We start from the raw sequence: 12,498 nt of genomic DNA, 5'->3' as shown, positions 1-12,498 counted from the left end.
CTGCCGTACAGACGTGCGGTGTGCTGGGGGCGCCGCGACAGCGCTGTGGCGACGCCCCCCAGGGTAGTCAGGAAGCGCTGATCTTGACCCCGTCGATCGTCCAGTACCAGTTGTTGGCGCCGGTGTAGCGGAAGCGGAAGCTCACGCTGGAGGCGCCGGCGGGGACGGCGACGGTGAGGGACTGCGGCTGCGAGACGACGTCGGAGGTGTAGCTGCGGACGACCGTCGGGGTGCCGCCGTTGAAACTGGCCAGGACCTGGGCGGTCTGGGCGCCTTCCTGGCGGTACAGGGTGGTGAAGTCGAGGGTCACCGTGGACGCGCCGGAGACGCTGTGGGCCGGTGTGACCAGGGTCGAGTCGTACGTGCCGGAGAAGGCCTTGTCGGCCCACTCGTCGGAGTCGGCGACGGCGAAGACGCCGCGGGCGCGGACGTTGAGTTCGCGGGACTGGTCGCGCTGGGCGCGGGACCAGAACTCGTCGGTGGCGAAGGACCAGCCGCGCCACTCGGTCATGCCGCCGGTGCCCATGGCGTTGTTGATGACGGACCAGCCGCTGGGCGCGGTGCGGGTGAAGCCGAGGACTCCGGTGGGGATGCCGGTCTCGTCGACGCGGCCGGTGAGGGTCCCGTAGAGGGCGTCGAAGGGGTCGGTGGAGCGGAGCTGGATCGGCTTGCCGTCGAGGCCCCAGGAGGGGTCGGGGACGATGCCGAGCTGCTGGAAGACGGTGGCGGCGACGTCGACGAGCCGGGTGTCGATGGGGCGGGCGCCGGCGGCGATGCCCGGCCCCTGGGCGAGGACGAAGGTGCGCCGTTCCTCGATGGTGGAGCCGCCGTGGCCGCCGCCGTCGGTGTGGCCGTGGTCGGTGGCGACGATGACCGTCCACCGTTCGGTGGCGTAGGCGGGGCGGGCCTGGATCGCGGCGAGCAGCCGGCCGAGGTAGCCGTCCTGTACGTCGATGGCTTCGAGGTACTTGGGGCTGGCGGCGCCGTAGCCGTGGCCTATCTCGTCGGTCTCGCCGAAGTAGACGAAGAGGACGTCGGGGTTCTGGTTGCGCAGGACGTCCTCGGTGATGTCGGTGATGAGGAGGTCGTTGACGGCGTAGTTGTTGTCGTAGACGAGTTTGGCGTCGGCGCCGGGGGTGACGGTGCCGTGGGTGTCGAGTTCGGGCCAGTCGACGGCGGCGAAGAGGGAGAGGTCGGGCCGCACCTGGTTCAGGCGGGCCAGGAAGCCGGGGTAGCGGCCGTAGTTCTTGCCGGTGAAGGTGTTGTCCTTCACGCCGTGCTTGTCGGGCCAGACGCCGGTGGAGATCGTCGACCAGCCGGGGCCGGAGGACGTGGCGGCCATCGGGTTGGCGTAGAGCAGGGAGCGGCCATAGGTGCCGTTGGCCATCAGGGACTTGAGGGTGGGCGCCTTGGCCGCGTCGATCCGGTCGTACCGCAGGCCGTCCATGCCGACGACGAGCACCTTGTCCATGCTGGTGCCGTTCGGGAGCGTCGGGGCGGCGACGGCCGCCTGGGCCGCGGGGGCGGCCGCGAGTCCGGTCGCGGCGACGGCCGCGGTGGCGCCGGCGGCGGCGAGGACGGTGCGGCGGGGGATGCCGGTGATCGGCATGTCGGAGTCCTCCGTAAGGGGTGACGGGGGTACGGACACACGCCAACGCCCTTGATTTCTCAAGGGCGTTGGTCCGTACCCGTTATCTTTCCGCAATACGGCGGGGTGTTCCAGGGGCCGTACGGTGAACTCTCAGCTTCCGGTCGCGGACTTCCACGCGTCGACGTACGTCGTGAGGTTCTTGTCGATGTCGGACCAGTCCGGTTCGAAGATCTCGACGCCGTCCATGAGCTTGGCGAGTGCGATGGCGTTGGCGTCGGTCGGCTTGACGTCCTTGCGGGCCGGGAAGCCGCCGCCGATGGCGCTGACCTCGCGCTGGGCCGCCTCGCTCAGCATGAAGTCGAGGAGCTTCTGGCCGTTCTCGGTGTGCGGGGCCTCGTTCACCAGGCCGGCGGCGTAGGGCAGGGCGAAGGTGGTGGGCTTGCCGCCGTCCTTGGCGGGGAACCAGATGCCGAGGTTCGGCATGGACTTGGACTGGGCGAAGTTCATCTGGACGTCGCCGTTGGCGACGAGGAGTTCGCCCTTGTCGGTCTTGGGGGCGAGCTTGGAGGTGGAGGAGGACGGGCCGACGTTGTTGGCCTGGAGCTTCTTCAGGTAGGCCATGGCCGGCTCCTGGCCGCCGAAGTCGTGCATGGCCTTGATCAGGACGGCGGTGCCGTCGCCTGCGACGCCCGGGGTGGAGTACTGGAGTCTGTCCTTGTACTTGGCGTCGAGGAGTTCCTCCCACGTCTTCGGCGCGGTCGGCAGCTCCTTCTTGTTGTGGACGAAGCCGAAGTAGTTGTTGACGACGGAGATCCACTTGCCGTCGGCGGCCTTGTCGCCGCCGTCGACCTGGTCGGCACCCTTCGGGGTGTACGCCTTGAGCAGGCCCTTGGCGTCGGCCTGCTGGATGAAGGGCGGCAGCGTCACGAGGACGTCGGCCTGGGTGTTGCTCTTCTCGCGGACGGCGCGCTGCACCATCTCGCCGGAGCCGCCCTCGACGTACTTGACCTTGATGCCGGTCTGCTTCTCGAAGTCGGCGAAGACCTTGTCGTACCAGCCGTCGCCCGCCTCGCCCTTGAGGCCGTCGGCGCTGTAGACGGTCACGATCTTCTCGTCGGAGGCGGCGGATGAGCCTCCGCAGGCGGTCAGGGTGGAGGCGAGGGCGAGGGCGCCGGTGACGGCGGCGATCGGCTTGGCGTACGTAAGCATGACGTTGTTCTCTCCTGGGTCTCAGCGGTACGAGGCTTTGGTGCGGATGCGGGAGACGGCGAGCAGGGCCAGCAGGGTCGCGGTCATGAGGACCACGGCGAGCGCCGAGCCGGTGAACAGGGAGCCCCGGTCGGTGGCGGTGAAGATGAGGACCGGCAGCGGCGTCCAGTCCGGCGGGTAGAGCATCATCGTGGCGCTCAACTCGCCCATGGACAGGGCGAAGCAGAGCCCGGCGGCCGCGTTCAGGGACGGCAGCAGGAGCGGCAGCTTCACCCGGAGCAGCACGTACGCGGGGCGGGCGCCGAGGCTGGCCGCCGCCTGCTCGTACATCGGGTCGAGGCGGAGGAGGGCGGCCGAGACCGACTGGTACGCGAAGGCCGTGACGAGCACGGTGTGCGCGAGGATCACGATCCACCGCGTGCCGTTGAGGAGCACCGGCGGCTGCGAGAACGCGACGAGGACGGCGAGCCCGACGACCACGGACGGCACGGCGACCGGCAGCATGAACAGGGCGTCGAGCACCCGCCTGCCGCGTTTCCGGAGCGCGGCCGCGGCGAGCGCGGCCCAGGTGCCGACGGTCAGCGCGACCACGCTCGCGGTGACGGCCGTGACCAGGCTGGTGGTCAGCGCCTGGAGGGACTCCCCGCGTACGGCCGCGGTGTAGTGGGCGGTGGTGGGGCCGGAGGGGAAGGCGCCGGACCAGTGGGTGGAGAACGAGGCGGCGACGATGACGAGCAGGGGCAGGGCGAAGAGCGGGACGAAGAGGACCGCGAAGCCGGCCCACGCCGTCCATCTGCCCGTACGGCTATGCACCAGCACGGCGGCTGACCCCCCGGTAGAGGACGTAGAGCCCCACGGACAGGGCGACGTTGACGACGGCGACCACGCACGCGGCGGCGTAGTCCGATTCGAGGATCGCCTTCCCGTAGACGAGCATCGGGAGCGTGGTGACGCCCTTCGCTCCGGTGAAGAGGACGATCCCGAACTCGTTGAGGCACATGACGAGGACGAGGCTCCCGCCGGCCGCGAGCGCGGGCAGCGCCTCGGGCAGGATCACCTGCCGGACGATCCGCAGCGGGCGGGCGCCCAGTGACGACGCCACCTCCAGCTGCGCGGTCTCCAGCTGCGAGAACGCGGCCAGCAGCGGCCGCATCACGAACGGCGTGAAGTACGTGATCTCCGCGAGCAGCACGCCCCACGGCGTGCTCAGGAACCGGAAGGGCCCCGTCGCGTCGCCGGTGGCGTCCGTCCACAGCCCGTTCGCCATCCCCACCGTCCCGTACAGGAACAGCAGTGCGAGCGTGATCAGGAACGACGGGAAGGACAGGAAGACGTCGATGAACTTCGACACCGCCTTCGCGCCGGGGAACGGCACGAACGCGATCACCACGGCGAGCACGAAGCCGAGCACCAGGCACCCCGCGGTGGACGCGACGGCCAGCCACACCGTGGTGACCAGCGCGTCCCGGAACGACTCGGACCCGAGCACGTCGGCGTACGCACCGGGCGCGAGCGACTCGCGCACGACGAGCGCGAGGGGGTAGAGGAAGACCACGGCGAGCACGGCGACGGGCGGCAGCGCCCAGACCCACGAGGGGAGGGACCGGCCGGCGTCGTCCTTCGCCCCCGTCGTGGGCATACGTTCCGCGGGAGCGGGAGCGGGAGGGGCGGGCGCGACACCGGTCGCCGGGGGCCGTTCACCGAGCCCGATGCCGCGGCTACCCATCGGTGACCCCCGCGCCCAGCAGCACCCCGTCCTCGGGCGCGAAGTGCAGCGTCACCTCGGCTCCCAGCGCCGGCGTCTCCCGCAGCTCCCGCACGTCCGCCTTCACCCGGTGTCCGCCGACATCGACGTACAGCCGGTGGGTGGAGCCGCGCCACTGGACCTCGGAGATCCGGCCGCTGAGGGCGTTCGGCCCCGGGCCGAGGCCGACGAGGTGCGGCCGGACGCAGAGGGTCGCGCCGGCGCCGGGCGCGGCCTCGGACGCGGCCACCTCCAGGCGTGTGCCTTCGAAGGCGACGCCGTCCGTGGTGACGGTCACCGGCAGCAGGTTCGCGTTGCCGACGAACGACGCCGTGAACTCCGTACGGGGGCGGCGGTAGAGGTCCTGCGGGGTGCCGCAGTCCTGGAGCCGGGCCTTGTCCATGACGGCGATCCGGTCGGCGAGGGTGAGGGCCTCGACCTGGTCGTGGGTGACGTACAGGATCGACACGTCCGGCAGCTCGCGGTGCAGTCGGGCGAGTTCGGCGAGCATGCCGGAGCGGAGCTGGGCGTCGAGCGCGGAGAGCGGTTCGTCGAGGAGGAGCACCCGGGGGCGGATGGCGAGGGCGCGGGCGATGGCGACGCGCTGCTGCTGGCCGCCGGAGAGCTCCCGGGGGTAGCGCCGGGCGTAGGCCGCCATGCCGGTCATCTCCAGGGCCTCGGTGACGCGACCCGGGATCTCGGCCTTCGGCGCCTTCTGCGCCTTCAGGCCGAAGGCGACGTTGGCGTCGACCCGCAGGTGGGGGAAGAGGGCGTACTGCTGGACGACCATGCCGATGCCCCGGCGGTACGGCGGGAGGGCGGTGACGTCGCGGTCGCCGATGAGGACACGCCCGGAGGCGGGCCGGACGAAGCCGGCGACGGTGCGCAGGGCGGTGGTCTTGCCGGAGCCGGAGGGGCCGAGGAGGGCCATGACCTCGCCGGGCTCGACGGTCAGGTCGAGGGAGTCGAGGACGGTGGTGTTCCCGTAGGTGACGGTGACGCCGTCGAAGCGGATGCCGCTGGTCATGCCTCGGACTCCCGTATCAGCTCGGGCAGTCCGGCGATCGAGGCGAGGACGTGTGTGGCGCCGTGCTCCGCGAGCGCCGCCTCGCCGTGGGCGCCGGTGAGGACGCCCGCCACGATCCCGGCGCCCGAGCGGGCCCCGCTGAGCATGTCGTACGAGGTGTCGCCCGCGACGACGGTCTGCCGGACGTCGTCCACGGCTCCGGTGCGGAGGAGGGCCGCGAGGACCATGTCCGGGTACGGGCGGCCCCGGCCGCCGGCGTCGGCCGGGCAGAGGGTCAGCTCGACCAGGTCGCGCCAGCCGAGGGCGTCGAGGATGGCGTCCTGGGTGACCCGGGCGAAGCCGGTGGTGAGGACGACGGTCCGGCCCTGGTCCTTCAGGGCGGCGATCGCCTCGGCCGCGCCGGGGACCGGGGAGACGAGGCCGTCGGCGACCAGCTCTCCGTACGCCTCCTCGAAGGCGAGGTTGGCCTGCCGGGCGCGGGTCTCGTCGCCGCCGAAGAGGTGGCGGAAGACGGAGATCTTGGACTCGCCCATGGTGGCGCGGACGTAGTCGATCATCGTGGCCGGGTCTTCGCCGAGGCGCTCGGCCGCGGCCGCGAAGGCCTGCTCGACGAGGCCGCCGTCGGCGACGGTCGTGCCGGCCATGTCCAGGACGACGAGGTTCATCGGGTTCTTCGGGTTCGTGTTCATCAAGGTCACCAGCCCAGTTCGTTCGCGGTCGTCTCGGCGATGGCGGGCGAGCAGGTCATGCCCCGGCCGCCGGGTCCGGTCACCAGCCACACACCGTCGCGGACCCGCTGGCGGTGCACGACCCGGCTGGTGTCGACGCACTGCGCGTACACCCCGGCCCAGCGGCGCCGGATCTTCGGCAGCGGGCGGCCGAGGAAGGACTCGACGACGCGGATGAGGTGCTCGTAGGGGTCTTCGAGGGTGTCGAAGGCGAAGGGGTGCTCGTATTCGTGGGTGTCGCCGATGGTCAGCCCGCCGTCGAGCCGCTGCACCATGAGGAGCTGCATCTTGTGGGCGGCGGCGGTCGGGTCCTGCGGCTGCCCGGCGGCGAGGGCGTCGAGGGCCTCGGAGGCGTACGCCGGGTAGTAGCGGAAGGAGTCGGCGTCGGCGACGGAGGTCGTGAGGGGCTCGCCGAGGGGTTCGGTCTGCATCATCTGGAGCCGGACGCGGCGGACGGGTATCGCTCCGGCGACCTCGCGGACGAGGCCGGAGAGCCAGGCGCCGGTGCACAGGACGACGGCGTCGCCGGTGTGGACGTCCCCGTGGTCGTCGCGGACCGCGTTCTCACCCACGACGTCCCGGACCTCGCGACCGGGCAGGAACGTGTACTTCCCCGTGGCCAGGAGGGCCTCTCGGAGGGCGAGCTGGGCGAGGCGGGGTTCGACGGCGGCGTCGCGCTCGCACCACAGCGCGGCCTCGAACGCCCCGCGCAGTGCGGGGTTGACCGCCCGGGCCTCGTCGGCCGTGAGCAGTTTGTAGCCACGGGCGGCGGCGTCGGGGCGGGCCAGGGCGGCCTCGGCGACGGCGAGTTCGAGTGCGTTCCGCACGGGGGTGAGGGAGCCGATGGCCCGGAAGCCGAGCCCGGGGACGCGGGCGCCGATGCCCTCCCACAGCTCGCGGGCGCGCAGGGCGGTGTCGAGCTCCTCCCCGCCCGCGCGCCCGCTCACCCAGATCTGGCCGAAGTTGCGGAGGGACGCCCCGCGTGCCTCCGCCTCGCGCTCGATGTGTACGACCTCGTGGCCGCGTTCCACTGCGTGCCAGGCGTGCATGGTTCCCACCACGCCGGCTCCTACGACGATCACCTTCATGCCGAAAACGGTCGCGCCGATGTGTGGACCGGACGAATCCGGGCGGCAACAGAACGGTGAACAGACCGCCAAGCTTGGACCAGACCCGTTACCTATACGTAATCAACGGCGCTCCGCGACCTGCCGTTTCGTCACCCTTGCCGCCCCAGATGGGCGGTGAAGCTGAAGCGGTCGCCCCGGTAGAGCGTGCGGACCCGCTCCAGCGGCCGGCCCTCGGTGTCCCGGGAGACCCGGTGGAGCAGCAGCATCGGCAGGGCGGGCGGGGTGCCGATCAGGAGGGCCTCGCGCGGGGTGGCGAGCACCGTCTCGATGCGCTCGTCCGCGTCGCCGAACGAGATGCCCAGGCGGTCGTGGAGATAGGCGTAGAACGAGGAGTCCGGGTCGAACTCGGCGTCCAGGTGCGGGACGCGGGCCTCGGAGACGTACGTGCTCTCCAGGCCGACCCGCTCGTCGTCGGCGAGCAGCACCCGCTCCATGTGCCAGACGGGCGCGCCGCGTTCGGCACCGACCTCGGGGGCGAGCGCCTCCGGGCAGGGGAAGCGGTCGAGCGAGATCAGGCTGCGGCCGGGCCGGCGGCCCTGGCGGCGCACGCCCTCCGTGTAACTGGCCAGCGACAGGGGCTGTTCGAGCTTGGGTCCCGCGACGACCGTGCCCCGGCCCTGGCGGCGCAGCCGCCCCTCCAGGAGGAGTTCGCGCAGCGCCTGCCGGACGGTCTCGCGGGACACCTCGTACCGGACGGCGAGGTCGCGCTCGGTGGGCAGCAGCCCGCCCTCGCCCAACTCGTCGACGAGCAGCGTCAGTCTCGCCTTGACCGCGTAGTACTTGGGGACACGGCCGTGCTCGGGGACACCGGAACGGACGGGGGCTCCTGGCGTGGTCTGGTAGTTCACGGGATGGATGGTCGCAGACGGGCGTGAACGGGAAGGTGTACGGAGGGTGGCTCAGCGGTGCCGGGCGCGCCGGGCGGCCCGGACGAGCACCGCACCGAGGAGGACCAGGGCCGCGGCGAACGGGGCGAGGACCAGCACGTCACGGTCGGAGCCCCGTCCCGTACGGGCGAGTTCAGGGCGCTCCCCGGGATCGCCGGGGGCCGTCGGGTCCTTGGCCCCGGGGGCCGTCGGGTCCTTGGCCCCGGGGGCCGTGGCCGGCGGCTTCGTCTCCTTCCCCGGCACCTCGGAGGGGCCGGATGTGTCAGGTCCGGTGGGAACGGCCGGGCCGACGGTCAGCCGGTAGTCGCCCGACTCGCCGATCCAGTCGCCGTCTTCGCCGCGGCGCTGGACGACCGCCGCGTTGACGACGACCTCGTCGGGGGCCGCGTCCGCGCCGAAGGCCAGCCGCACGGGGACGGTGAGGGTCTCGCCCGCGGGCACCGTGAAGCCGCCGAAGTCGGTGAACGCGCCCACGCTCTCCGCCTCCTCGGTGGCCTCGAAGGCCACCGGCCGCCAGCGCGCGGACCCGGCGTCGTAGAACTCGAAGCGGATCTGGGCGGGCCGGAGGGTGCGCGCGCCGTCCGCGAGCACGAGCACGGGGTGGATGTCCGAGCACGACCCGTCCGTGGTGTTGGTCAGGTCGAGCCGCCACTCCTGGAAGGGCCCGCCGGCCGGGTAGTCGGCCGGCCCGCCGTGGATCCGCGTGCCGATCGGGAAGCCCGTGTCGGGGGCGGCGCCGCAGGTGGGGGCTGCGGGCGGGTCCGGGGCGGGGGCTCCGACCGCCGGAGTCGCCAGGGTGAGCAGGACCGCCGTGGTGGCCGCCGCGGTCGTGGCTCGCGGGGTGCGCGGCCGGCGACTCCGGTACTGGGGGGCTGTGGCCATGTGCGGGGCCTTTGCTGCTCGCGGGGCGGGCGTGCGGGTCGGCCGCGACGCTGCCATGCCGGGGCGGGCGGAGCGGGCAGCGACACCGCGCGCACCCCTGGACGGCCCGAATGTTCCGCCCGATCAGCCTATTGTCCGAAGATCGGCCCGAGGGTGAGCCACACGGCCCCCTCCGCCACGGCACCGGGCGCGCCGACACCCGTGCCGGACGCCGCCGCCGTGGTGCCGGAATCCGCCGCCGTGCCGGACTCCGCCGCCGCTTCGGTGCCCGCACCGGCCGTCGTCCCCGCGCCCTTCGTCCCCGCGCCCCTCGTCCCCGCGCCCTTCGTCCCCGCGCCCCTCGTTCCCGCGCCCCTCGTTCCCGCGCCCCTCGTTCCCGCGCCCCTCGTTCCCGCGCCCGCACCGGCCGTCGTTCCCGCGCCCGTGTCCGTCACGACCGACACCGGGGCCGTGAGGCCCAGCCCGGTCAGGACCTCCCGGACCCCCTCCGCGAACACGTCGGGGGCGGCGAGGACCACGCGGCCGCCGAGGAGGACCTGGTCGATGTCGAGGAGGCGTACGAGGTTGGCGGCGCCCGCGCCGAGGATGCGGGCGGCCTCGGGGAGTTCGCCGCGCGCCACGGCCGCCAGGCAGAGGACCTCCAGGCAGCCGCGCCCGCCGCAGCCGCACGGGGGCCCGTCGAGCTGGACGGTCTGGTGGCCGAGCTCGCCCGCGCCGGTCCTGTCCCCGCGCAGCGGCGCGCCGCCGAGGACGAGGCCCGCGCCGAGACCCGTACCGAGGTGGACGTACGCGAAGGACCCGGGCGCGGCGGGGCGCAGGGCGAGGCCGAGGGCGGCGGCGTTGGTGTCCTTGTCGAGCACGACGGGCAGGCCCAGGCGCCGGGCCAGCTCCTCGCGCACGGGCTGCCCGTCCCACTCGGGGAAGCCCGTCACCCGGCCGGGCACCCCGGCGCGGTGATCCAGCGGCCCGGGCATGGCGACCCCGGCGCCGAGCACGGTCCCGCCGGGCGGGACGGCGTCGAGGAGCGCCCTCACCTCGGCGGTGACGGCGTCCAGGACCGGGCCGGCCCCCGCCCCGAGGTCCAGGGGGCGGCGGCGCAGGGTCACGGCCGTGCCGGAGAGGTCGGTCAGGAGGGTGGTCAGTTCGTCGCGGTCGAGGTGGACGCCGACGGCGTACGCGGCGGTCGGCACCAGGCGCAGGACCGTGCGGGGCTTGCCGCCGGTGGAGGCGCGGTGGCCGGCCTCGGCGGCGAGGCCCTCGGCCCGGAGCCGGGCGGTGATCTTGCTGACGGCCTGGGGGGTGAGTCCGGTCCGTTCGGCCAGCTCCAGGCGGCTGATCCCCGCTTCTCCCGCCGTGCGCAGCAGGTCGAGCACGAGCGCGGCGTTGTGGCTGCGCAGGGCCGGCACGTTGACTCCCACCAGGTATTTCCTCACGCCCCCATTGTCGCTGCCGCTTGCACTTTGGCAACAGCGTTGCTTAAGTGAGACGCATGACTGGCACCGCCCCCCGTACCCCGCTCCGCGTCGGACTCGTCGGCTACGGCCTCGCGGGATCCGTCTTCCACGCGCCGCTGATCGCCGCCTCCGAGGACCTCGCCCTCGCCGCCGTCACCACCGGCAACCCCGAACGGGCCGCCGAGGCCCGGGCCGCGTACCCCGGCGTCCGGGTCGCCGCCCGCCCCGAGGAGCTGTGGGAGCAGGGCGCGGACGCCCTCGACCTGCTCGTCGTCGCCTCGCCGAACAGGACGCACGTGGCGATCGCCACCGCCGCCCTCGAGGCCGGCATCCCGGTCGTCGTCGACAAGCCGCTCGCCGGCACGGCCGCCGAGGCGCGCGGGCTCGCCGCCCTCGCCGAGGCGCGGGGCCTGCTCCTCTCCGTCTTCCAGAACCGCCGCTGGGACAACGACTTCCTGACCCTCCGCCGCCTCCTCGACGAGGACGCGCTCGGCGAGGTCCAGCGCTTCGAGTCCCGCTTCGAGCGGTGGCGTCCGCAACTCAAGGGCGGCTGGCGCGAGTCCGGCGCCCCCGAGGAGATCGGCGGCCTGCTCTACGACCTGGGCAGCCACCTCGTCGACCAGGCGCTCGTCCTGTTCGGCCCGGTGGTCTCGGTGTACGCCGAGTCGGACGTGCGCCGGCCGGGCGCCGAGGCCGACGACGACACCTTCCTCGCCCTCACCCACGCGAACGGGGTCCGCTCCCACCTGTACGTGAGCGCCACCACCGCCCAGCTCGGCCCCCGGTTCCGGGTCCTCGGGCAGCGCGCCGGCTTCGTGAAGTACGGCCTCGACCCCCAGGAGGCCGCCCTGCGCGACGGCCTCCGCCCGGTCCCCGGCACGGTCTGGGGCGTGGAGCCGCCGGAGCTGTGGGGCCGGCTCGGCGCCGGCGAGTCCCCGCTCACCGGCGGCGGCACCCCGGTCGAGTCCCTGCCCGGCGACTACCCGGCGTACTACGCGGCCGTCGCCGCCGCCCTGCGCGGCACCGGCCCCGTCCCGGTCACCGCCCACGAGGCGGCCGCCGCCCTCGACGTCCTGGAGGCGGCCGGGCGTTCGGCCCGCGACGGCGTCACGGTGGCCCTGTGAGCAGCCCGGAGGTCCTGGAGATCGAGGCCCAGGAGGCCCGCCTGACCCTCCCCCGGTTCACGCACGAGGACGCCTGGACGCTCGGCACCCTCCTCGTCGGCATGGCGCGGGAGCGCCGGGCGCCCGTCGCGATCGACATCCGGCGGGGCGCGCAGCAGCTGTTCCACTGCGCACTGCCGGGGTCCAGCGCGGACAACGACGCCTGGATCGACCGGAAGCGGCGGGTCGTCGAACGGTACGGCGTCAGCTCGTTCCTGGTCGGAGCCCGTTTCCGCGCCAAGGGGACGACGTTCGAGGCGTCCTCGCGCCTCGACCCCGACCGGTACGCCGCGCACGGCGGTTCGTTCCCGGTCGCGGTCGAGGGCGCGGGCGTGATCGGCTCGGTCACCGTCTCGGGGCTGCCGCAGGCCGAGGACCACGCCATGGTCGTCGAAGCGCTGGAACGCCTGCTCGGCTCGTACGCCGACGGCGGCGGCTGACGAACACCAGGGCGCCGCCGCCGAGGGCGAGGCCGACCGCGGTGGCGCCCATGACGATCTTCCCGGCGCCGGCTCCGGTGCCGGGCAGGCGCCGGTGCCAGGCAGGCGCCAGTGCCGACGCCGACGCCGGTGCCGGGCAGGCGCCAGTGCCGACGCCGGTGTCGGGCAGGCGGCCGTCCGGTCCGTGGTGGCCGCCGGCGCCCCCGTAACCGTCGGTGTCGCCGTAGTCGGCGGCGCGACCTG

General features: G+C 73.5%; 12 protein-coding genes. 2 read left to right on the top strand and 10 right to left on the bottom strand.

Features of this window, described 5'->3' with window-relative positions:
• Nucleotides 1-67: 67 nt before the first annotated feature.
• The 10 genes from OO54_RS29380 to OO54_RS29335 form a co-directional block, all read right to left on the bottom strand.
• A complete protein-coding gene (locus OO54_RS29380) occupies nucleotides 68-1,609 on the bottom strand; it encodes an alkaline phosphatase family protein (RefSeq protein WP_033208344.1) in 1,542 nt (513 codons plus the stop codon).
• Nucleotides 1,610-1,741: 132 nt separating this feature from the next.
• Entirely contained in the window at nucleotides 1,742-2,800 is a 1,059-nt protein-coding gene (locus OO54_RS29375; protein WP_033208343.1) for a 2-aminoethylphosphonate ABC transporter substrate-binding protein, read from the bottom strand.
• A gap of 21 nt (nucleotides 2,801-2,821) precedes the next feature.
• Nucleotides 2,822-3,619 (bottom strand): ABC transporter permease, encoded by a 798-nt coding sequence (locus tag OO54_RS29370; protein WP_033208341.1) that lies wholly within the window; start codon nucleotides 3,617-3,619, stop codon nucleotides 2,822-2,824.
• Nucleotides 3,606-4,439, bottom strand: coding sequence for a 2-aminoethylphosphonate ABC transporter permease subunit (locus OO54_RS29365; RefSeq protein ID WP_033208339.1), 834 nt, complete (start codon nucleotides 4,437-4,439; stop codon nucleotides 3,606-3,608). The genes OO54_RS29370 and OO54_RS29365 overlap by 14 nt, the downstream gene beginning before the upstream one ends.
• Nucleotides 4,440-4,518: 79 nt before the next feature.
• Nucleotides 4,519-5,571 (bottom strand): ABC transporter ATP-binding protein, encoded by a 1,053-nt coding sequence (locus OO54_RS29360; RefSeq protein WP_033208337.1) that lies wholly within the window; start codon nucleotides 5,569-5,571, stop codon nucleotides 4,519-4,521.
• Nucleotides 5,568-6,260 carry a phosphonatase-like hydrolase gene (locus OO54_RS29355; protein ID WP_033208445.1) on the bottom strand — a complete coding sequence of 231 codons (693 nt, stop codon included), beginning with the start codon at nucleotides 6,258-6,260 and terminating at the stop codon, nucleotides 5,568-5,570. The genes OO54_RS29360 and OO54_RS29355 overlap by 4 nt, the downstream gene beginning before the upstream one ends.
• Nucleotides 6,261-6,265: 5 nt before the next feature.
• On the bottom strand, nucleotides 6,266-7,387 hold the full coding sequence (locus OO54_RS29350; protein WP_033208335.1) for a TIGR03364 family FAD-dependent oxidoreductase: 1,122 nt from the start codon (nucleotides 7,385-7,387) through the stop codon (nucleotides 6,266-6,268).
• A gap of 131 nt (nucleotides 7,388-7,518) precedes the next feature.
• Nucleotides 7,519-8,277 carry a GntR family transcriptional regulator gene (locus OO54_RS29345; protein WP_033208332.1) on the bottom strand — a complete coding sequence of 253 codons (759 nt, stop codon included), beginning with the start codon at nucleotides 8,275-8,277 and terminating at the stop codon, nucleotides 7,519-7,521.
• 51 nt (nucleotides 8,278-8,328) lie between these two features.
• Nucleotides 8,329-9,198, bottom strand: coding sequence for a hypothetical protein (locus OO54_RS29340; RefSeq protein WP_033208330.1), 870 nt, complete (start codon nucleotides 9,196-9,198; stop codon nucleotides 8,329-8,331).
• Between the two features lie 128 nt (nucleotides 9,199-9,326).
• The gene (locus OO54_RS29335; RefSeq protein ID WP_234439572.1) at nucleotides 9,327-10,631 is read right to left on the bottom strand and encodes an ROK family transcriptional regulator; all 1,305 of its coding nucleotides are present in this window, start codon (nucleotides 10,629-10,631) and stop codon (nucleotides 9,327-9,329) included.
• Between the two features lie 56 nt (nucleotides 10,632-10,687).
• Here OO54_RS29335 and OO54_RS29330 point away from each other — a divergent pair, with 56 nt between their 5' ends.
• Nucleotides 10,688-11,776, top strand: a complete 1,089-nt coding sequence (locus tag OO54_RS29330; RefSeq protein ID WP_033208328.1) for a Gfo/Idh/MocA family oxidoreductase — start codon at nucleotides 10,688-10,690, stop codon at nucleotides 11,774-11,776.
• The gene (locus OO54_RS29325; RefSeq protein WP_033208326.1) at nucleotides 11,773-12,255 is read left to right on the top strand and encodes a heme-degrading domain-containing protein; all 483 of its coding nucleotides are present in this window, start codon (nucleotides 11,773-11,775) and stop codon (nucleotides 12,253-12,255) included. The genes OO54_RS29330 and OO54_RS29325 overlap by 4 nt, the downstream gene beginning before the upstream one ends.
• The last annotated feature ends 243 nt before the right edge of the window (nucleotides 12,256-12,498 follow it).

The organism is Streptomyces wedmorensis, assembly GCF_000716445.1.
GTDB classification, from domain to species: Bacteria; Actinomycetota; Actinomycetes; order Streptomycetales; family Streptomycetaceae; genus Streptomyces; species Streptomyces wedmorensis.
This window is presented reverse-complemented; position numbering and strand designations above follow the sequence as displayed.